The organism is Metallosphaera javensis (ex Sakai et al. 2022) (genome assembly GCA_021654415.1).
Lineage (GTDB): Archaea > Thermoproteota > Thermoprotei_A > Sulfolobales > Sulfolobaceae > Metallosphaera > Metallosphaera javensis.
Genome location: AP024487.1, coordinates 1670086 through 1690436, shown reverse-complemented (window position 1 = coordinate 1690436; position 20351 = coordinate 1670086). Strand labels below are relative to the sequence as shown.

Annotated in this window: 21 protein-coding genes; 7 read left to right on the top strand and 14 right to left on the bottom strand. The window is 51.6% G+C overall.

Annotated elements, in window-relative coordinates; translation table 11 throughout:
- Positions 1-46: 46 nt before the first annotated feature.
- Positions 47-934 (bottom strand): pirin family protein, encoded by an 888-nt coding sequence (locus QVC96_RS09595; protein ID WP_287689078.1) that lies wholly within the window; start codon positions 932-934, stop codon positions 47-49.
- Between the two features lie 129 nt (positions 935-1063).
- Between QVC96_RS09595 and QVC96_RS09590 the strand changes: the two genes are divergently transcribed.
- Both QVC96_RS09590 and QVC96_RS09585 read left to right on the top strand, forming a co-directional pair.
- Complete coding sequence (locus QVC96_RS09590) at positions 1064-1477, top strand: nucleotidyltransferase domain-containing protein (protein WP_287689077.1); 414 nt, start codon at positions 1064-1066, stop codon at positions 1475-1477.
- The gene (locus QVC96_RS09585; RefSeq protein WP_287689076.1) at positions 1465-1701 is read left to right on the top strand and encodes a hypothetical protein; all 237 of its coding nucleotides are present in this window, start codon (positions 1465-1467) and stop codon (positions 1699-1701) included. Before QVC96_RS09590 ends, QVC96_RS09585 begins: the two co-directional genes overlap by 13 nt.
- A gap of 77 nt (positions 1702-1778) precedes the next feature.
- Here QVC96_RS09585 and QVC96_RS09580 read toward each other — a convergent pair whose 3' ends face one another.
- Both QVC96_RS09580 and QVC96_RS09575 read right to left on the bottom strand, forming a co-directional pair.
- Complete coding sequence (locus QVC96_RS09580) at positions 1779-2315, bottom strand: IS630 family transposase (protein WP_287688834.1); 537 nt, start codon at positions 2313-2315, stop codon at positions 1779-1781.
- Positions 2287-2775 carry a helix-turn-helix domain-containing protein gene (locus tag QVC96_RS09575; protein WP_238027283.1) on the bottom strand — a complete coding sequence of 163 codons (489 nt, stop codon included), beginning with the start codon at positions 2773-2775 and terminating at the stop codon, positions 2287-2289. The genes QVC96_RS09580 and QVC96_RS09575 overlap by 29 nt, the downstream gene beginning before the upstream one ends.
- 406 nt (positions 2776-3181) lie before the next feature.
- Between QVC96_RS09575 and QVC96_RS09570 the strand changes: the two genes are divergently transcribed.
- Complete coding sequence (locus tag QVC96_RS09570) at positions 3182-4456, top strand: MFS transporter (protein ID WP_287689075.1); 1275 nt, start codon at positions 3182-3184, stop codon at positions 4454-4456.
- A gap of 148 nt (positions 4457-4604) precedes the next feature.
- Here QVC96_RS09570 and QVC96_RS09565 read toward each other — a convergent pair whose 3' ends face one another.
- From QVC96_RS09565 to cobB, 4 genes are all read right to left on the bottom strand, one after another.
- Positions 4605-6056 (bottom strand): MFS transporter, encoded by a 1452-nt coding sequence (locus tag QVC96_RS09565; protein ID WP_238026799.1) that lies wholly within the window; start codon positions 6054-6056, stop codon positions 4605-4607.
- A gap of 139 nt (positions 6057-6195) precedes the next feature.
- Positions 6196-6732 carry an IS630 family transposase gene (locus tag QVC96_RS09560; RefSeq protein ID WP_287688805.1) on the bottom strand — a complete coding sequence of 179 codons (537 nt, stop codon included), beginning with the start codon at positions 6730-6732 and terminating at the stop codon, positions 6196-6198.
- A complete protein-coding gene (locus QVC96_RS09555) occupies positions 6704-7192 on the bottom strand; it encodes a helix-turn-helix domain-containing protein (protein ID WP_238027283.1) in 489 nt (162 codons plus the stop codon). The genes QVC96_RS09560 and QVC96_RS09555 overlap by 29 nt, the downstream gene beginning before the upstream one ends.
- 71 nt (positions 7193-7263) lie before the next feature.
- On the bottom strand, positions 7264-8004 hold the full coding sequence (cobB, locus tag QVC96_RS09550) for an NAD-dependent protein deacetylase (protein ID WP_287689074.1): 741 nt from the start codon (positions 8002-8004) through the stop codon (positions 7264-7266).
- 155 nt (positions 8005-8159) lie between these two features.
- Between cobB and QVC96_RS09545 the strand changes: the two genes are divergently transcribed.
- Complete coding sequence (locus QVC96_RS09545; RefSeq protein ID WP_238026801.1) at positions 8160-8921, top strand: sulfite exporter TauE/SafE family protein; 762 nt, start codon at positions 8160-8162, stop codon at positions 8919-8921.
- A gap of 164 nt (positions 8922-9085) precedes the next feature.
- Here QVC96_RS09545 and QVC96_RS09540 read toward each other — a convergent pair whose 3' ends face one another.
- A complete protein-coding gene (locus QVC96_RS09540) occupies positions 9086-10651 on the bottom strand; it encodes an ATP-binding protein (protein WP_238026802.1) in 1566 nt (521 codons plus the stop codon).
- 110 nt (positions 10652-10761) lie between these two features.
- Complete coding sequence (locus QVC96_RS09535; RefSeq protein ID WP_287689073.1) at positions 10762-11772, bottom strand: DNA double-strand break repair nuclease NurA; 1011 nt, start codon at positions 11770-11772, stop codon at positions 10762-10764.
- Between the two features lie 563 nt (positions 11773-12335).
- Here QVC96_RS09535 and QVC96_RS09530 point away from each other — a divergent pair.
- Positions 12336-13415: an AAA family ATPase gene (locus QVC96_RS09530; protein WP_287689072.1), complete on the top strand. Its 1080-nt coding sequence runs from the start codon at positions 12336-12338 to the stop codon at positions 13413-13415.
- Between the two features lie 276 nt (positions 13416-13691).
- On the opposite strand, the gene QVC96_RS09525 is transcribed toward QVC96_RS09530, so the two are convergent.
- From QVC96_RS09525 to QVC96_RS09510, 4 genes are all read right to left on the bottom strand, one after another.
- Entirely contained in the window at positions 13692-14174 is a 483-nt protein-coding gene (locus QVC96_RS09525; protein ID WP_238026804.1) for a hypothetical protein, read from the bottom strand.
- 106 nt (positions 14175-14280) lie between these two features.
- Positions 14281-14835 carry an ADP-ribose-binding protein gene (locus QVC96_RS09520; protein WP_287689071.1) on the bottom strand — a complete coding sequence of 185 codons (555 nt, stop codon included), beginning with the start codon at positions 14833-14835 and terminating at the stop codon, positions 14281-14283.
- Between the two features lie 63 nt (positions 14836-14898).
- Positions 14899-15558, bottom strand: coding sequence for a hypothetical protein (locus QVC96_RS09515; RefSeq protein ID WP_287689070.1), 660 nt, complete (start codon positions 15556-15558; stop codon positions 14899-14901).
- A gap of 24 nt (positions 15559-15582) precedes the next feature.
- On the bottom strand, positions 15583-16509 hold the full coding sequence (locus QVC96_RS09510; protein WP_287689069.1) for an Hsp20/alpha crystallin family protein: 927 nt from the start codon (positions 16507-16509) through the stop codon (positions 15583-15585).
- Positions 16510-16648: 139 nt separating this feature from the next.
- Here QVC96_RS09510 and cas6 point away from each other — a divergent pair, with 139 nt between their 5' ends.
- Positions 16649-17521, top strand: coding sequence for a CRISPR system precrRNA processing endoribonuclease RAMP protein Cas6 (cas6, locus tag QVC96_RS09505; protein WP_287689068.1), 873 nt, complete (start codon positions 16649-16651; stop codon positions 17519-17521).
- Between the two features lie 150 nt (positions 17522-17671).
- Here the strand turns inward: cas6 and QVC96_RS09500 are convergent, their stop codons facing one another.
- Positions 17672-18733 carry a transposase gene (locus QVC96_RS09500; RefSeq protein WP_425597945.1) on the bottom strand — a complete coding sequence of 354 codons (1062 nt, stop codon included), beginning with the start codon at positions 18731-18733 and terminating at the stop codon, positions 17672-17674.
- Between the two features lie 278 nt (positions 18734-19011).
- Here QVC96_RS09500 and QVC96_RS09495 point away from each other — a divergent pair, with 278 nt between their 5' ends.
- Complete coding sequence (locus QVC96_RS09495; protein WP_287689067.1) at positions 19012-19926, top strand: zinc ribbon domain-containing protein; 915 nt, start codon at positions 19012-19014, stop codon at positions 19924-19926.
- Positions 19927-20351 lie beyond the last annotated feature (425 nt).

The window sequence follows — 20351 nt, the reverse complement described above, 5'->3', positions numbered from 1 at the left end:
GACGAGGCAGATGCCCCTATTACTGCCAGGACTCTTCGGGATAATTTCACTGGGTGATGGGGGCCTTCCTCACGAAGGTACCTCTTCTCAGATCAAGCAGGGCCTGGGTTAACTCCTCCTCGGTATTCATCACTATGGGACCATACCAGGCTATGGGTTCATTGATGGGCCTCCCGGACAGGACTATGACGTGGGCCCCCTTCTTCGTGGTTATCTGGAGCTCATCACCGTCGTCGTAGATCGCCAGATGACCCTCCGACAGAGTCACATTATCGTCCATCTTTGCACTTCCCTCCACAACGAAGGCCAGCACGGTGTAACCCCTCTTCACACTTGCCCTGAACTCCTTCTCAGGCTCCAGTTTCACCTCATAGTAGGTTGGATCAACCGGGCTGGTGACTCTCACGGGACCCTCAACTCCGTCGTATTCCCCCGTGATAATCTTGACCCTTCCGCCATCTATCTTAACCTCAGGTATATCACCTCTCCTAGCATCCCTATACACGGGGTCAGTCATCTTCATGTTCCTTGGCAGGTTGATCCATAACTGAAGCCCCTTATTCATGGTATTCAGTACCGTGGCGTGAAGTACATCCTCCTCGCTCAAGGGCTTGGGCATTTCCTGATGGAATATCCCGCTACCTGCGGTCATCCACTGTGCGTCCCCGGGGTAAAGAACCCCCTTCCCTCCAGTGCTGTCCTCGTGTTCCACCTTTCCCTGGATGAGATAGGTTAGGGTCTCAATACCCCTGTGTGGATGCCACGGAAACCCCGCTATGTAATCCTCCACGTTATCTGAGCCGAAGAAGTCCAGGAGAAGAAACGGATCGGTCAAGGAATAGGTATGAGGTCCGCCGAAAACTCTGTACAGCTTGACTCCAGCCCCATCCCTGGTTTCCTTACCCTCTAACATATACGAGACTTTTCTAAGCATAAATTAACTTTACCAAGTAAAGTATTTAAGCTTGCTTCAACTTGGGCAAGTCCATGCGTAAATGGCTCCCCGGCGTTAAGTTAGGAAGGCAAAAGCAGAGCTAATAAGCGACCAGTGCTTAATTTACATGTGCCAGACTTACTTGAACTTTCACAATATCTGGGGAGGCTCAGGGCCTTTAACTGGAAGGACTTCAACGTGTATTATGCAGTTCTCTTTGGGTCACTCGCCAGGAAGGGCAGGGGAAGGGATCTGGATATAGCGGTGGAATTCAAGAGGAAGAGTTTGGAGGCCTACTCATCCCTTCTCACCTCCTTGATGGAGTACCTGGACCTCGAGAGGGTTGACCTCGTCATGATATCAGACAGCACCGACTGCTTTCTGGTTCACGAGGTCTTCAGCGACTCCTTAATCCTTTATCTCGAGGATTACGACAGAATGCACAGGAGGGCATCCATCTGTGAGGACTTCCTCATAGACATGAGGAAGCTGGACATAATAGACAATGCGGGAAGGGCGATAATGAGGAGATGGCGGTCCTAGACAAGTTGTTGAAAGTCCTGGAGGATATAACGGGCAGGCCGGATCAGTTCACATCCGGGGATTACGACCTGAGTGATTGGAGGGATCAAATGGTAGCCCTTCATTCTCTTCAGTTGCAGGCTCAAGCTCTCATTCACCTTGGATCAAGGCTTCTCTCCAACATGGGGGATAGCGCGCAAGGCTACAAAAACATTACAAGAAAGTTGGGAGAGGGGACTTATTGACGAGGAAGACGTGGATTTCATGAACAAGGTCATAGGTTTTAGGAACATTGTGATTCACTAGTACTTTGTGGAAGTTTTTATCCATTGTTTTCTACCTCTATTTCATCTAAATCCAGATATTGGACCACATCAAGATTAAACTGATCGTGATGTTCCTCGAAGAACCTCCTCACCTCCTCCCTTGCCTCTTCCACGTTGTTGAAGAACCTGTTCGCAAGGTGGAACTTCAGGTCCTTGAAGATCCTCTCCACAGGGTTTAGCTCTGGCGAGTACTTTGGGGTGAAAACGGGTCTCACTCCCCTTCTCCTGAACAGGTCCAGGATAGCCCCCGTCTTGTGGGAGGAGTGGTTGTCAAGGACGAGGTACTTGGTCTCCCTGCCCCACTTCCTCTCCATCCTGTAAACGAAGCTCTTCATGTTCTTGCTGGAGAGGGAGTTGTAGAGGGTGTACAGCACCTTCCTTGAAATGGCGTCAAGGGCGAGGAAGACGTAGAAGTGCTGGAAGCCCAGGTTCACCCTGATCCTGGGCCTGGAACCCCTCCTGGCGAGGCACCTCCTCACCGTGGTGCCCACCACCACCCTTGTCTCATCGAAGAACGCTATCCTGCGTCCCATCAGTTCCTTCACTTTTTTTAAAATCGCGGTGCTTCTCCACCTCGGCCCTGGCGTTCACCGGCCTGGGCGTCACGAAACCGTACCCCAGCTGGTGCACTACCCTGTAAAGGTGATACCTATTGTAAACTATCCCCCTCTTCCTCAGCTCAGCGTTCAGCGCCCTCATGGTCCACCCCTCCAGGTTGTATCCCAGCTCCCTGGGACTTGTCTCCAGCACCTTCTTCACCTCCTCGCTGGAGTACTTCCTGGGCCTACCCGACCTTGGCCTATCCCTCAACGCTCCGACCCCTCCCCTCTTGTACTTCGCGACCCACTTCTTCACCGTTGAGTACGAAACCCCGAGGACCTCGGCCACCCTGTACTCCCTGAACCCGTCCACGAGGTACATCTTCACCCCCAGTATTCTCTGCCTTATCCTAGCATTCTTTTCCTCCCTGTAAGCCTTCTCTAATTCCTCCACATTCTATATTAGTAATACCAAGATAAAAACTTTACCTAAGTACTAACGAATATTCAGAGGTGGATCTAGAGATGGTGGAGGATATACTGAACCGAAGGGAGTACAGGAAGCTCCTTGAAATAGCAATGAAATTGAAGGAGAGGGCCAGAGAGTACTGGGATCCTTGAGGCAGATGCGATTGGGGAAAGCGACGTACTGTGTTAGTTACCTCAAAGTCTTGGAAAGTCGATGACCTTGCTCTCCTGTCTGGACCTTTTACGAATGGGTTGTGACTCTTAAAAACTCCCCAGTCCAGCCCAGCTTGGCCACTTAACGATGAACCTCCACTCACCCCACTAAACTCGTCTTGACGAATTCTCTATCCTCATCCCTGAAAGCATTTAAGGGTGGACTGAAAGAGAAGAGTGTGTCTAGTCCTCCCGGAAAGCTAAAATCCTTCTTCGTTTCCTCCGCAGGATTTCTTCTGGACGGATACGATCTATCCGTGATATCCTTTGCGCTTCTTTTCCTCCCCAAGGAACTCCATCTGAATCCACTGCAGGAGGGGTTGGTGAGCTCAGCATCCCTCATGGGAATGATAGTAGGTTCAGTGCTACTGGGACTTCTCTCTGACAGGATGGGGAGGAAGAAGCTCATGGGATTTGACCTGGCCATCTTCACGGTTTTCGCCATTACCTCTGCGCTTTCACAGAACTTCCTAGAGCTATTCCTCTCCAGGTTACTGCTAGGCGTTGGTATTGGTGGAGATTATCCCCTGAGCAGTTCCCTCATGGCAGAGTACTCACCCTCAAAGTCCCGGGGAAGGTATCTGGTAGGGGCGGTCTCCATGTACTGGGTGGGTACCCTGCTCTCCGCGGTGGTTAACCTGGTGTTTCTCCCCACAGGGGGATACTTCTGGAGGTATTCCTTCGCGTTTGGTGCGCTTCTCTCCATCCCAGTGATAGTGGCCAGGTTCTCCCTTCCTGAGTCTCCCAGGTGGTTAATAAGTAAGGGTAAGCTGAGCGGTGAGGGTATGCCAACGCAGGAGGAGGAGAACAAGGGAGTGAGGGGGTTCCTGGACCTGTTCAGAATTAAGTTACTTCCCTACCTCCTCCTAGTCTCAACCATCTGGTTCCTGTTTGATGTGGCATCCTACGGCATAGGACTGTATTACCCCGCCATTTTCAGGGAATTCTCGCTTCCCTCCAACTACGAGGTAATTTACGCCACCATGATAATTGCAGTTGGGGCAATTATTGGGTACGTCCTTGCAGAGGTAGCCATTGATTCCATGGGAAGGAGGGCGGTCCTCCTGACTGGATTGGGGGTAATGGCCCTGCTCCTTGGCGCAGGAGGCCTTCTCAAGATAACCGGGGTCGCTCTCGTACCCTATTTTGCGGTGTTCGTGGCCATGGAGCAGTGGGCAGGGGCTGTAACGCTCTTCTATCCAGCTGAGGTTTTCCCTACCCCTGTGAGGTCCTCCGCTCAGGGATTCGCAACTGCGGTGAGCAGGATGGGAGCGGTCCTGGGGGTGGTTTTCTTCCCGAGCATGGTCAAGGCCCTCGGGCTGTCCAGTTCACTTCTGGTGTTCTCGGTAACCTCCGCAATAGCCCTCGGGATGGCCCTCCTGTTGAGGGAGACTAAAAGGAAGGAACTGGAGGAGGTGTCCCTGGGATTAAAGGAAGTTAAAAGCAGGCAATGAGGTCCTGTACTTGCTGTGGAAGTGCAAGTCCATTGCTACGGGAAGGTCTAACACGAGACTGGGGAAGTCTGTGCTTGCAAGAAATGAAAGAATCAATTTTCACTATTGAAAAGTTCCTGACCTTGAGAATCCCCAAGGACGTGAAAAATCATCCTGGGTGTCTGGCCTCAATGGCCTCCTTCTTCACCTCCTGTCTAGCCTTTATGACGTAGTTCTTCGTGAAGAGAGACGCTATCAGGCTGAAGAACATGAGGACTATGGCAACCATGTACATGTAGTGAAAGGCCGAGTAATCCGGTACCTGTGCCACCGGGAAGAACTGACCATTCACATCATACAACAACCAGGTAGTGTAGGTATCCATGAAAACAGTGGATATCACTGGCCCTATGGCGCTCCCAATGGTCCTGATCAGGGTATTCATTCCTATTCCTATTCCCCTCTGCTCCTCAGGTAGAGCTACAGCGACCATGTTAACCAGCGGAATTATCAAGTTTACCAGCCCCGCTGCGGCCACGATCACGTCAAACAGCACCTCATACTCATTGTATCTGAAGGTGTCCAGTAAGAAGTATCCAAGCATGCTAACCAGGGACCCTACCACGAGAAGGGGTTTGGGACCTATTACGTTAATTGCCCTGCCCACAACGGGGCCCAGGGTCATCATGACCAGGGCCACAGGCGCCATGAGAAGGCCAGATTCAATTATGGTCAGGCCCAGTCCGTAGGGTTGAGGTAACTGGAGATAGTAAACCAGTCCCGTAAACATCAGGAACATTCCTGTGCCTGAGATGAGGCCGGCCACGTTCGCTACCATGAGATTCCTCACCTTAAAGAGGTCAAGCCTCATTAACGGTTCAGAGGTCCTCCTTTCAACCATCACAAAAATGGGGAAAGCCACCACTGACACCACAATCAGGGAAATCTGGCTCAGGGTCGTCCATCCTACGTTTGGGCCGTTGGACAGGTAAACCAGAAGGGGCACCACAGTGAGCATGAGAAAGGTTGCACCTAGGTAGTCTATCTTCTCCCTAGTTTTCTCAGGAATCTCCACGATGAACTTGGCCGAGATGGCAAGAAGGATCACGGATAGGATGAAAGCTGTGTGAAAGGCGTAGGGCCATCCCAGATCCTGAACTATGTATGAACCCACAAGAAGGCCCAGGGCAGGACCTGCGGCCAGCGTCGCGCTGAGGATTCCCTGAGCCCATGCAACCCTCTCCTTGGGAAAGAGGTCAGTGATTATGGCTATTGCCAGAGGAAAGGTGGAGTAACCTATACCCTGAACTCCCCTTGAGAAGATAAGGAAGTAGATGTTGGGTGAGAAACCGGCCATGAGAACCGCAAGCGAATAGAACCCAATGGAGATGAGGTAAACCTTCTTCTTACCGTACCTATCTCCTAGTTTGCCGAAAATGGGAGACGCCACAGCCCCAACGATGAGATAGGCCGAGGTTACCCACGCAACTGTCGTCGCTGTGGTGGAGAATTGATCCTCTATCTTGGGTAACGCTGGTATGACCATGGTCTCCACATAGTTCACTAGCATCAACATGAGGGTGAGGGAGAGAAGAGTTCTTGTAACTCCCCTGGGATTCATGACAAGAAAATGTTTTTGCGCGAATTAAACTTTTCGATATATCTTTTAGATCGAGTTTTTAAAGCGCAAGAACCGGTCAGGATTAGTTAGGGAAGGAAAATGAACCAAAGAAAACTCCGCTAGTACTTTGTGGAAGTTTTTATCCATTGTTTTCTACCTCTATTTCATCTAAATCCAGATATTGGACCACATCAAGATTAAACTGATCGTGATGTTCCTCGAAGAACCTCCTCACCTCCTCCCTTGCCTCTTCCACGTTGTTGAAGAACCTGTTCGCAAGGTGGAACTTCAGGTCCTTGAAGATCCTCTCCACAGGGTTTAGCTCTGGCGAGTACTTTGGGGTGAAAACGGGTCTCACTCCCCTTCTCCTGAACAGGTCCAGGATAGCCCCCGTCTTGTGGGAGGAGTGGTTGTCAAGGACGAGGTACTTGGTCTCCCTGCCCCACTTCCTCTCCATCCTGTAAACGAAGCTCTTCATGTTCTTGCTGGAGAGGGAGTTGTAGAGGGCGTACAGCACCTTCCTTGAAATGGCGTCAAGGGCGAGGAAGACGTAGAAGTGCTGGAAGCCCAGGTTCACCCTGATCCTGGGCCTGGAACCCCTCCTGGCGAGGCACCTCCTCACCGTGGTGCCCACCACCACCCTTGTCTCATCGAAGAACGCTATCCTGCGTCCCATCAGTTCCTTCACTTTTTTTAAAATCGCGGTGCTTCTCCACCTCGGCCCTGGCGTTCACCGGCCTGGGCGTCACGAAACCGTACCCCAGCTGGTGCACTACCCTGTAAAGGTGATACCTATTGTAAACTATCCCCCTCTTCCTCAGCTCAGCGTTCAGCGCCCTCATGGTCCACCCCTCCAGGTTGTATCCCAGCTCCCTGGGACTTGTCTCCAGCACCTTCTTCACCTCCTCGCTGGAGTACTTCCTGGGCCTACCCGACCTTGGCCTATCCCTCAACGCTCCGACCCCTCCCCTCTTGTACTTCGCGACCCACTTCTTCACCGTTGAGTACGAAACCCCGAGGACCTCGGCCACCCTGTACTCCCTGAACCCGTCCACGAGGTACATCTTCACCCCCAGTATTCTCTGCCTTATCCTAGCATTCTTTTCCTCCCTGTAAGCCTTCTCTAATTCCTCCACATTCTATATTAGTAATACCAAGATAAAAACTTTACCTAAGTACTAGCGTTCGGAGTGAACGGTGAAACCTCTCAATTGCTTAATCCCACAATCTCCTTGACTCTTTTCACAGTTTTGGGAAGGACCTCCTCCACCCTCTCCCTAATGACCAGATCCGCCACGTGATCTAGGGGAGTCTCCACCATGTTTATGATTACAAGCCTCCCACCGTTCTCCTTCACCACCTGTGGAATCAGGTTCGCGGGGTAAACCGTCAGGGAAGATCCAACCACTAGAACCAGGTCTGACTCCTGAGCGATTGCTAGGGCCTCCCCTATCCGGTGTACTGGCTCGTCAAAGAGCACCACTGCGGGCCTTATGAGTCCCCCGCACTGGCAACGGGGTGGTAACTCTCCACCCTGTACCTTCTCCAGAACCTCCCGTCTCTCAAATTGCCTCCCGCACTCCTCACAGTAGAATCTCCGGGAGGTACCGTGAAGCTCTATCACGTTCCTTGAACCGGCATCCTGATGAAGTCCGTCTATGTTCTGCGTGATCACGTACTTGATGAGGCCCATCCTCTCCAGCTCCGCCAGCGCGTAATGGGCAGGGTTAGGGGAGACCGAGTCCATGGCCCTTAACCTGAAGGCGTAGAACTCCCAGAACCCCCTGGGGTCGCTTTTAAGGTAAGAGGCGGAGGAGAGTTCCTGCGGATATTTCTTCCATAGGCCCTGGGGACCCCTGAAGTCAGGTATTCCGGAGGGAGTACTTATCCCAGCACCGGTGAAGGCGATCCCGTGAGTGGAGGTGAGGAGCAGTTCAGCGAGTTCCATGAGTTACTCTCCTCCCTTCATGTTTTAACTCTTTGGGAGTCTTAACCTGCAAGCACTTCATCCTTGAGGGCGGAGTAGTTCATGCTTTCGCGACACTCGAGACGCTACCTGGATCACTAGGAATATTAATCCGTTTAGTTTGTTAGATGGTTATCATGATATCGATATTAATCCTCGTACTCGTTGGAATTGCCGTTGGTGCGTTGACGGGAATTACGGGATCAAGTGGCGTCCTGATCGTAGTACCTGCCCTGTCCTACCTTGGGTTGAGCTTTGTTGATTCCGTAGGCTCAAGCCTCTGGGTCGACATAATCACCACACTCTCAGTCATATTCGTTTATTTCAGGCACGGGAACGTGGACCTCAGGACCTCCCTGTTGATGGGTGTTGGGGCAATCCTGGGAGCCCAGCTTGGATCAAGGATTGCCTTCATCACTCCAGATAAATTGCTGGAGGGAACCTTCACGGTCTTCACCGCAGTGATGGCCTACATCTCCTTCCGGAGATCCAGAAATCCGTCCCTGAAGATCAGAAGAAGGAATCTGGGACTCTGGGGCTACGTACTGGCTCCTGTCATGAGCGTGATCATAGGAGTCGTGACAGGAACGCTGGGAGCCAGTGGGGGAATCATGTTCATTGCAGTGATGATGATACTTTTCTCCATGGACGTGAAGAAAATGATAGGGACTGCAACGCTGGCCATGTTATTATCTGCATTGAGCGGTGGACTGGCATATTCCCTCGCGGATAGGGTGAACCTCCTTGCTTCACTGGTGATAGGGATCACCGCGCTTATCTCTGGCTACTTCTTCGCCAGGCTGGCCAACGGTATGAAGCCCTCTCACATGTACATGTTCCTGGGTAGCGTTTTCGTGATAACTTCCCTCAGCGAGGTGCTCAGGATAATTCCCGCCTGATTTAGCACGGGATCCGCGGTAGGGAGATGCATTAGTAGTTTTGATTGCTTTTATAGTGGCGTGGACACTATTCACAGAACACTGTTAAAAACCACACAAAGCACCAATCACCACGACAGGCGTCAGGCCTCCATGCTTTTTTGCTGTGGTCTCACCGTTGCCCATCACTGATACTTGTCAGTTCTGAACACCAGATCCTGTACCTTGAGGGAGAAGGTTCTCATAACCGCGTAACCCGGAGGAGAGGCCTGAAGGATCTTGGCGTACTCTTCCATACCGATCTTCTCCAGTGCATCCTCATCTGCCCTCATGGCAATCTTGGTGTTGGTCAGGGTAAGGATGAGATCATTGAGGTCCGTTGGCCTGTGAGTAGCTAGCACTGCTCCAATTCCCCTGACCCTTCCCAGCCTCAATATTCTGTTTATTAGCCTTTCCAGCCCCTCCTTTTCCTCATCTCGCCTTGATTGAGGGAAGTACTCATGAGCCTCGTCAAACACCAGAAGATAGGGCGTCTCCACTCCCTCGTTCTTATACCTGGAATCTATCAACCTGAATATCCGATCCACCACGAGAAAGGCCGTCGTTGTCGCAGTGGACACTCCCTTCTCCATCACCCACCTCAGGTCCACGATGGCCTTCCTCCTCACAAGGTCCTCGTAGTCAGGTTCTCCCAGATATCCCCCCTCCAGGGGGATGTCCAGAATTCCCGTTTCCTGCAACATAATCACTGACCTTCTAATGTTCTCCGCCGTGGTTTGATGTACGTGAAACTCGCTGAAAAGAGGGTTGCACTCCTCGATCCAGTTATCAATCTCCGTGAGGCAGTTTTCAGCAATCATCTTGAAGAAGTAGGCTCCCTGTCCCGAGAAGATGGGCGAGACATCGGGGATCTCCCTGTACGTCTCTCTCAACCTGAACCCCATCAGTTCCACGTAAAAGGTCCTCTCCCCGTTGGTGAGGGTAACCCTCTGCCCATCAACGCTGGCTATTTTGTAGTCCTGCAGGTTACTTCTCCTCAAGAAAAGGGAGATGAAATCTGTCACCCTCCCCATCTCCCTGGTCACGGGAACCAGGACGGTTCCCCCAATCGTGGCCATCGTCCTCACGTAATCGCCCTGAATATCGAAGGCGAGGACGGGGATATTGCTCCTGGTTATCAGGAGGCGAAGAAGGTTGGTCTTACCCGCGCCAGTGGTCCCCACCACGAGGACGTGGTGTCGCAATGCCTCCCCGGTGAGGTTCACTGGAACGTCCAGAAGCTTATACCCCTCCACCAGTTTCCCTACGGTGATTCCATCAGGTGGTAAACCCAGCATCTCCTTTATGAACTCCGTGTTAGGAACGAAGATGGGACTCTGGGGATCCACTGGGGAACTGGGAGGAACGACCTCGCCCTCCACCTTCTCCGAGAGAAGCTCTATGGTGAGGGATAGAGGCGTGGTTATGGCGGAGGTGTCCTCCACGGGTGAAAGAGCTGGAATCCTGGAAATGGCAAGGATGTCTGCCCTCTCAACTGAGGTTATCCTCCCCAGCATGAGGGTACCGGATACCGGGATGGATATACCCACGTAACTTCCAATGAGGAATTTCCTTTTGAGGTAAACCTCATAGGGGATCTCGGCGCGAATTTCATTGTTGTCCTTCCCGTGGGAGATGGGCGTGACCCTGCTGATCAGTCCCACGACTTCCCCGTATCTGCTGGCCCTGTTCCTGGCTTCCTCAAGGCTCATGGGATTTAAGGGGATTTTTTATTTTTAACTCTTTGGGAGTCACGAAGAGGCCTCACCCCGTGGTTGACAGTTCGCATCCAGATCAACGTGAACGGGATTCCCTCTTTTCACTACCCCATCTCCAGATCCATGTTGGCCTGCTGGAACCTGTTCCAGTCGTCATAGGTGACATCAACCTGTCCCCTGGCATAGATGAACGACAGAACGAAGGTGGATGCGCTCAACTTCCTTGAGAGCCTGTCGGCAGCCTCTATGAAGGCGGGTATACCCCTATATGACGCGTGGGCCAGGGACGTGGCCACTCCCTGACACAGCAGATCCCTGGAGGGACTCTCCACTCTGAAGGCTGAATCCCTGACCTTCACGTAAACCATGTAACGTTGAAGTGAAATGCTGGAGAGCTGGTATTCCTCCCTCAACACGGGAGTGACGTAAACCTGTTTCCCCCTTCCCAGTTCCAGGGTCAGCACGTCATCGGTGGGAGCTCCATCCCCTCTCCACAGGTCCTTCACCCTGGAGAGTTTCCTCGACATGGAGAGCCTCTTCACCACTCCCACCAGGCGATCTCTCTTTCTGTCGTGGATCAGCTTCTCGAACGCGGACCTGTATGGTTCACCCACCAGGGGCAGGTAGGGCCCGGGAAAGACGGGACCATCCACTATGGCAACCCTAGCCCTCTCTATTGCCCTGTTCTCAAGGTATATCCTCAACTCGTCCAGAATGTTGTCATCCTTGTAACCTGGATCGTAGGGGACCCCGTTGACGTTCCTGGTCCTCACAATGGAGGAGAGCGGTGAGCCCTCTATCATCTCCATAACGTCCTTCGAACCCTTAATCGCAAGGAAGGGGAGGGAAGCGCTAAGGGGCACAGTCATGTGTTGCCCCTCCAGGTTGGCGTAAAGGGAGGCCATGTATATGTTGGCCCCCCTCACGGTCATATACCGGGAGGAAGTATCCAGATAGGAGAAGGAGGTGAAGGGTTCGCAACTTTCTAGGGGACCTTCAACCTCTACCGAAGTGGAGTCCTCAACCTCCTGGAGGGTCACGCCCAGAAACAGCTTCTCCCTGGAAAGCCGGGAAAGCGTTGCCATCAGGTCCCTGATTACCTCGTGGACTTCCACCTTGATCGAAAGTGTATATCCCACAAGTATTATAAAGATTGGGACAACCTAGGGGCGGGGTAGCCAATACACGTTAAGGTCAGTGAAGACTTTCCCTAATGGGATTGAATTTAACGGAAAATACGGAGATAATTTATTCGGGTTGAGATGGTTAGATCCGCACAGCACCTACTGTGAGACGTTGCACACGCGATCTGGTTTCAACCTCTTCATTATTTCACGGTCTGTGTTAATACACCCGGACGCACTGGTAGATAACCGAGTCGCAATTATGACGGCTTGGATATGTGTGGATTTTCTGAAAACCGAGCCTTATCTATCGTAACATCATGGCTCATCCAAGCCTTATCCTGACGTGATTCATTCAAATACTCCACACATTAACTTGGATGGCGTTATTCCCAGTTTGGCGGGCCTGGGACTACGCGGAGATTATCTGAAAGGATCACGTCAAAACACGGTTAAACCAAGCTGTGGTCTCAAGATCAGGTTCTCACTAAATCCAAACTGGTCGACAGTTAGATTTAAGTTACAGGGGTGTAACTAAGTTACAGGGGTGTAACTTGCTCTTCGATACGCAACCCAAGGGTTCGCTTGACGATCTTTTCGACAGGGAAGATGAGACGAGAAAACTGCGGGAGAACCTGAGGGAAAGGATGATTGTACTTACGGGACTCAGGAGAGTTGGTAAATCCAGCCTTATCCTCTCAGTGCTCAACTCGCTCAGGTTGAATTACATTTTCGTTGATGTTAGAAAGATTTTCGATTCCAACACTAGGAAGGTTCACGCTCAAAAGCTGGTCGAGGAACTGTACTCCTCATTAACCAAGATTAGCAGGAAAGAACAGGTCAGGGACATACTGAGTAGGCTGAACCTTAGCGTGGAGTGGCCAGTGAAGGTGAACCTGAGGCCTGGAGAAATGGGCAGAGAGTTGAACAACATCCTAACAGTCCTGAACGAGATCGGACTAAAGCAGGGAGGCATTCCGCTCGTGTTCGATGAGGCACAGTACCTGAGATTCTCGACAATCGGGTTGAGGCCCATACTTGCCTACGTTTACGATCACTTGAAGGGGATCAACTTGGTTTTAACCGGGAGTGAGGTGGGACTACTTCACGACTTTTTAGGAGCGGACGACCCCAGGTCAGAGCTCTACGGAAGATATTACGTTGAGGTTGAATTGAAGCCATTCAACAGGGAGAGATCCAGGGAGTTCTTGAGGAGGGGATTCGAGGAGCTGGGGATGAGCGTTAGCGACTCCCTGATTGAGAGGGCTGTTGAGGAACTTGATGGGATTGTGGGCTGGCTGGTTTATTTCGGAAAGCTTTACCTGGAGAGGGGCGGTGAGGCAATACAGGAGGTGAAGGAGCTGGGCACCAGGTTAATCAGGGAAGAGTTGCAGGAACTGTTCATGAAGAGTCCCTATTACCTTCCCATAATGAAGTGTGTGGCCAGCCTGGGGAAGGCAAAGTGGAAAAATGTAAAGGATTACCTGGTTGCCTCCACCGGAAGAACCGTGAGCAATACAACCCTATCAAGGGACCTTAAAAACTTGGTTAAAAACGGATTCCTGGAGAAGGTTGATGACGGTTATCGTGTGGCCGATCCCATAGTGAGATACTCAGTACTGGAGGAGTTCTAGTGAAGCTGTGGACTAGTTGAGGTGCGTTCTAAAGTTGGGTCACGGGGTGCGGGATCATTCGCAAGTGGTCATTTTGACACAGAAAAGTTCAGATAGGGATGAAGACTATGTAATTTGTGATGTTGTTAGGGGTCCGGTTCACGACCATCAAATCCCTTGCGGGATTGAGGCGTCACAAAAAGGGCACTTGGTGAAGCGTGACAAGCAGGACACGGAGTAACTACCCCGTGAAATTCATAATCCGGACACAAACCGGGAGAACACTGTCTCCGCGATTCACTCACCCTTCAGGAGTTTCACCTTCCCTCCCTCAATCTTGACCCTCTTGTCCTTCATGGGACCTCGAGCGTAGGCTGCATACTCCTCTCCCAGGGCACTCCTTATTTCCTCCAGTGTGCTTTCCCCACCCAGGTCCTTGAGAAAATTGATGATCTCCCTCTCCATTATCTCAGGGGTGAGCTCCTCCTCCTCTTCGTTCTCAGCCCTCTTGGTCCTCTTGTACTGTTCGTAGGAGAGCTCGTCAAGCTTAGCGAAGGTCCTAACATGTCTCCTATATGCCTCGATTATCCTGTAGGCGATGTCCAGTGCCTCCTGATCCGAGAGCCTGATCATCTTGTCCCCTGAGTCGTCTCCAATCCTGATGAAGAAACCTCCGTCTATCACGGAGCCGTCCTTTATAATTGGGGACGAGTCTCCAACCCTTATCCACACGGTGGTTCCATCGTCCCTCTTATGAACCTTTCTCACTATTATAGCCATTATCATCTCTATGTGCTAAGGAAAATATAAAGATTGAACATCCTGATCAATCAGCGTTGATATCTCTGCTCAGACTTTCACGGAGCCAGTCAGGTCGCGAATGGGCTCATGTTTCCTCGTGAGATCCCCGCGATTTCAGCAACCTCATGAACACATCCTCAAAGGTTAAGTATGCCCTCCCGTCGTAGAGGACCACAATCACTTTCTTCAAACTCCTCGGCTTAAACTCCAGGAACACGCGGGCCATCACCTCGGCACAATCCTCGTGAGGATAACCGAATATTCCTGTGGATATAGCCGGAAGTGCCAAGCTCCTCAACCCCAGCTCCTCTGCCTTCTCCAGCGATCTCCTCACGGCGGAGTACAGCTTATCCTTGCCCTCAACCCCATATCTCGGTCCCACGGCGTGAATTACATATCTGGCCCTTAAAGCCCCTGCACTGGTCACCGCCACCTCCCCCACGGGGACGGGACCGTGTTCCAGAACGTACTGATCGCTCTCCCTCTGGATCACGTCTCCTCCCTTACTCACAATTGCCCATGCCACCCCTCCCCCGTGGGAAAGGTAAGAGTTGGCCGCGTTGACTATGGCATCTGCTTCAACTTCCGTTATATCTCCCCTGGTGAGCACCACATCGAAATTGAGGCGGAAGAGCTTCACGAGGGGAAAATTTGGGTGCACGTTTAAATTCTCATCTCCGCGAGGTCTCTCGCTTGACTTTCCTCACTGGAGAAGTGACTCAACCTCAGATGCGTCCTCCACCTGATATGCCTGGGGAGTGAAGTTCCCCTGATCCAGAAGGGGCACATACTCCAAGGCGTCCCTGGTCTTGACCTCAACTCCCTGAAGCTTGAAGAGTCGCCTGGGCTCATCCACGTCCTCCTTCCACATGTGAACGTGGAATCCCCTCCTGGTGGTGATCACCAGTCTGGCCCTGATGCCCTTCAGTTGCCTCAGAACCTCCCTCTCCCTTACGTCAATATCCAGCATGAATATCCTGAAATCCACGTTTCTTGCAAGCTCCGAATGATACAGCTTCATTATATCCATCTTTTCCCCACAGCTCTCCACGAACCTGGCTGTGACCTTCCTGGAGGCCCTCACGAAGTTTACGGGGTTCAGCAGAAACATGATCTTAACCCATTCCCGCCTCACCGCCACTCCCCTCACCTTGAAGATTTCTGCCCTCCCCCTGATGGCGCTGAGAATCTCGGTGGCCCTCCTGGGATCCCTCTCCGCGACGCGAAAGAGAACCTTGTCCACGTTGACACCCAGTTCCCTCCTTGCCTCGCGATCCCGGGAAATGAGGTAGAAAAGGTAATATTCCTCCTCGCCCAGACTGGGAAGGTAGTCGAAGAAGCTGTCGAGGTTCACGGCTTTCATGTTCACACCTACACCCGGGCCACCCTAAGCTAGCCCGCCCTGCTCACCTGCCTCCCTCCTCAGATCCACGGTGAGGGTATCGTTCACAACCTTTACCGAGGTGAGCCTCGCCCTCTCGGGCAGGTTCACCATCATCTCCCTATCCTTAACCCTGATCACAAGAATCATTCCCTCAACGCTCACGCTGACGTCCTCCTCCTTCACGCCCCTCACCTCCATGACCACCAGTATCCTGTCCCCCTTCACTATCACCTCTGGTCTCCTCTTACCTGAAACCAGGTTACTCAGGGTGAACCTCCTCACCACTCCCTCCAGCGTTGAGTTAAAGGCCTCTATCTCCAGGAGAAGCTCGTAAAGGTTATCCCCAAGTTCCTGGTAGGTGTTCCTCAACTTCCTCAGCCCCTCGTTCGAACTTCTCAGATCCTGAAGGATCGGGTCCATCCCCGGTTCAATGGCCCTCAGCTTCTCCACCTCCCTGGGATCCAGCGTGGAGCCGTCCCTGACCTTCTCCAGCAACTCGAAGACCTGCTCGTGCTCCTTGAGGAAATCCCTCGCCCTCATCATGCTCTCCAGGGTTCTGGCCCTTACCTCCTTGGTCTCCCTGGATATCTCCCTGTTCCTCTGGGAGAGTTTCTTAAATTTCTCATCTATCTCCGCCGCCTTCTTCTTTATGTAACCCAGGTCCAGTATGTGGTTCCTTAGGTCTTCCCTGAACTTCCTGAGAATTTCGTCCGGGGCTTCCTGGATTTCGTCTGAGACCTCGTTTACCTCATCCATGTAGAACCTATGCTCACCTAGAAGGGCATCAATCCTGTCCAGGGTCTGGTTCACCCTCTCCAGCGCCTCCTCCATCTCCCCTATCACCTGGTCGTTGGAGAAGATGATGGCGATGATTTCCGCGTATTTCCGGGTCATGGTCTGAACCAGCGAAGCCACATCATCCTGAGACATGTAATTATCTGGGATACCAAAAATAATAAACCTTGAGTTACGCTGGTGTGAACCGGGAGAGTCTCACGAACGTGTTTCCGGGGTTCCAATCAGGTCACGGTTACCTCATCCTTTTATACCATGAAGAGCTCTATCTTCCATGCAACTCATCAGAATGACCTTCACCGTGACTCCAGTGAGCGATGTGGTGCTACCTCCTCTCTCCTCCAAGGTGGTGAAATACCTGGTGCTGTCCAATCAGGTTCTCCCGTTCCTCCAGGAGATGGTCAAGTCAGGGGAGAAGCAGAAGCCCCTCTTCATCTCCAATCTTGAGGTGAACGGTAAGAGGCTGTTCTCCACCGGTGAACCGGTGGCGGTGAAGGGAGGGGTCAGAATGTTTGCCTCGGTTTCATTTCCCTTCACCAAGGAGGCACTAAACGTTGAGGGAGGAAAGGTGAGCACGCCCTATGGGGAGTTTCAGGTATCACTCAAGGAGATCACTATCCTGGACGAATCCCCTCCGGCCAGCATTGAGGGAAACCTGAAGGTGTGGTTCAGGACCCCAACCCTGCTATCCTCAAAGATCTATCTTCCACCCTTCCTTCAGGAGAGGTACAGGAGGTATAACGCGGGATTCTCACTCATTCCCTCCCCGGGGCTCGTGGTGGCCTCGGCGTATCGCCAGTATCTCGCTGTCCTGGGAAAAACCAGCGGTTACGAGAATGACATGAAAACGTTCAAGCTCACCGTGATGGTGAACGCCCTTTCCAGGGTTGTGGGATACAACCTCCATCCAGTCACAGCTATAATAGGTGAGGATGAGAAGGGAAGGTTGAGGAAGACCAGGGGTGTAATGGGATGGATGGAGTTTGATGTGCCTGGTAGCCTCAAGAGGAGGATAGTGAAGTACCTCGAGGTGGGGTCCTTCCTTGGAATAGGGAGGAGCAGGGGAATCGGACTGGGGGAGATATCGATCAGGCTCGTGAAGGAAAGGGAGGGTGAGGCGAAACCCGAGGCGGAGAGGACCATGTGAGGCCGGAACGCCCCAGACTCGGTGTTATTGCGACCTAAGTTCAGTTGCAGTGCAGGTGAAAATTTTCCCTAGCTTACCCTTACTGGGCCATTCAGGTTTCCATTGCGAATTGAATTCTAGTTCCTTCATTTCTCATTATTCAATGTAGGATTAATTGAGTGATGACGTTTTGATCGTAAATAAAACGAGAAGTATATGAATATTATTCCATTCTTGTAAAAAATTATCCAAAATGTTGTAGTTATCGGCGATGGCCCAGACGATCTGAAGAAGCCTGTGGGGCGTGTGGTACTTGCCGAATCTTCTTCTCTCCACCAGGGAGTTGAAGGACTCCACCAGGTTGTTGGTGGAGAGGAGGCGCTGAAGTTCTTGGGGAAGGGAGAGGAAGGAGAGGAGACCGCGTTCCACCAGTTCCCTGACCCTGTCGGGGAACTGGAGCAGGCCAGACACTAGGAGGTCGACCTCCTCCCTTTCTTCGCGGTCCAGGCGCCTCTTGACGTGGTTGAGGCAGAGCTGCCTCTTCGCATCTATTCCCGAGAGCTCAAGCGCGGAGTCAACGGACCTGACCATGTCCGCAACCACGAGCTTGAAGTTGAACTTCCTCCACACCCTTGCAAAAAGCCTCCAGTAACTCCTCGCGTCCTCCTCCTTAGCCAGGAGGAAGTCCAGCACAGCTCTCCTTCCCTCGCGCGTGACGCCCATGGCCACCAGGAGGACTCCCTTCCCTCCCCTGAGCTTGACCCACTTCCCGTCAGCTATCACGTACTGGAAGTCTCCCTCAACCTCAAGCTCAGGGGTCCAGAGCCTCGCGTTCATCTTCCCTCCCAGCACCGAGTAGAACGTGAGCAGCTTCCTGAGCACATCTTCCTCCTCCCTCAGCAACTCCCTCTCAACCCCCGTCCTCACCCTGCCCTTCCCGTCGTACATCACGGGCAACCTCACGCTCATCCACCTGAGCCTGTACTCAATCCTCCTGCCCTCCATCACCACCGAGAATCCGGCCAGGAACCTGTACCTCGCGTATCCCCTCCTCTTGAGCCTCTTCCCCCTCGCGTACCTCGGGCTTACCTCCTCCGCCTCCCTCATGGCCAGCTCCTCCACCTCCTCAACAGGTTTATTTATGAGCCAGTGCTTAGGAAATACGGGGTCGAACACGATGTGTATCAACTCCTCCTGGAGTTGATACGCGGTTTGTATCTGAGTTGATGTCATGGTATGACATCGTGTTCGGCCCCCTTAAAGTATTACTGAAAAATGATAGATTGATTTTGATCATCCCACGTAGATTAACTAATTACAATTCGCAATGGAAACCTGAATCGCCCCCCTTACTGATGGCAATATCCTAGCTTCGCTTAACCGTATCTTAACGTGGTTCATCTAATACTCTGCACTTCATACCCTGCTCAATCATTACAACTCATCAAAGTAACATTTTAACCACTAAGAAATGTTTATATATTCTTTAAGCTATAAATGGATGATAGATCATGGTCAAAGTTTGCCCCAAATGCGGATACCAGAACAGAGATGACTTCAACTACTGCATAAAGTGCGGTTCTCTCCTAAACCAGCAACCATATCAGACCACACCAGCTTATCAACCAAGTTATCAACCATATCAGCCGTATCAGCCCGCACAGTACCCTGCTCTTCCTCAGAAAGGGAGGTCCCTCAAACTACCCATAGTGGCAGGAGTTATGGCTGTGCTGGTACTCCTGGTTGCGGTCTTCGTGGTTGTTCCAATGTTCAATCATCCGTCAACAAGCAAAGTGATTCCACCAACTCCTCCAGGAGGATCAAGTTCCTCAGGCTCCTCGTCTGGAAGCTCATCTACTTCCTCGTCAGGTGGGTCTAGCAGTTCCTCTGGGTCTACCAGTTCCTCCGGATCTGGCGGGAGTTCACCATTAACCAACCCCAATGTTACTCACGTTGCGCCTCTACCATCCTCTGATGTGTGCTTCATGACGCCATCGCAGGCTGTTAGCATATTTGGAGGTCAATGGATCCTCAATACCAGCGAGTCCTCCATAACCAACGTCACAGGAAACGTCTCGACCCTAACCTACTTGAACGGCACACAGGTGAAGGAATATGGTTCCTACAACTACAATTACGTGATAAATGAACAGATCTATGGCTACAACGTGTCAGGAGCTTATTCTTCATACGTGTTCATATCGGTATGGAAATACCAGTTCCAGACACCACAGGAAGCCATATCGTACTTCAAGTACAGGGCCGCCGATGATCCTAATGCAGGGACTATCAATGGCTTCACCTACGGATACGGTTATCATTCAGTTTCAGCAGTTAACGGAACCACGGTTATATTTGTGTATGTGGAAAACATCTCCCCAAGCCAGCAACAGTTGCATTCTATAATTCAAGATATCCTCCAATAGTTTTTTAGAAGGGAGTATCGCTTTTTTCCTAGAAGTGTTTTGGTGACCGCAAACCAGTTTTTACGCTTGTGTACAGCCCTTTCGCTCAAGATGTCCGAAGATATCACGCCACATGTTTAAATAGATCACGGGATGGACTAAATATGATCCTGGAAAATGATCCATCAACCGAGAGTCAGGAGAGAAAGGCGAGGTTTCAGAAAGGTTTACATATCATCAGCGAAAAGTAGTGTATTGAGTTACTGCAATCAAAGACCTCTAGGTTTCTCCCAGATGTCAAATCGAAAGAGCGCCGAGGACGTCACCTAATAGATACTCCACCCGCTAGGCGAAAAGAAGGAATTTGTACGTGATGTGTTCACGTAACCCCTTAGCTAACCAGATATCCAACAGTCGTCTCTGTCCTCACTCTCCGGTCCCTTCAC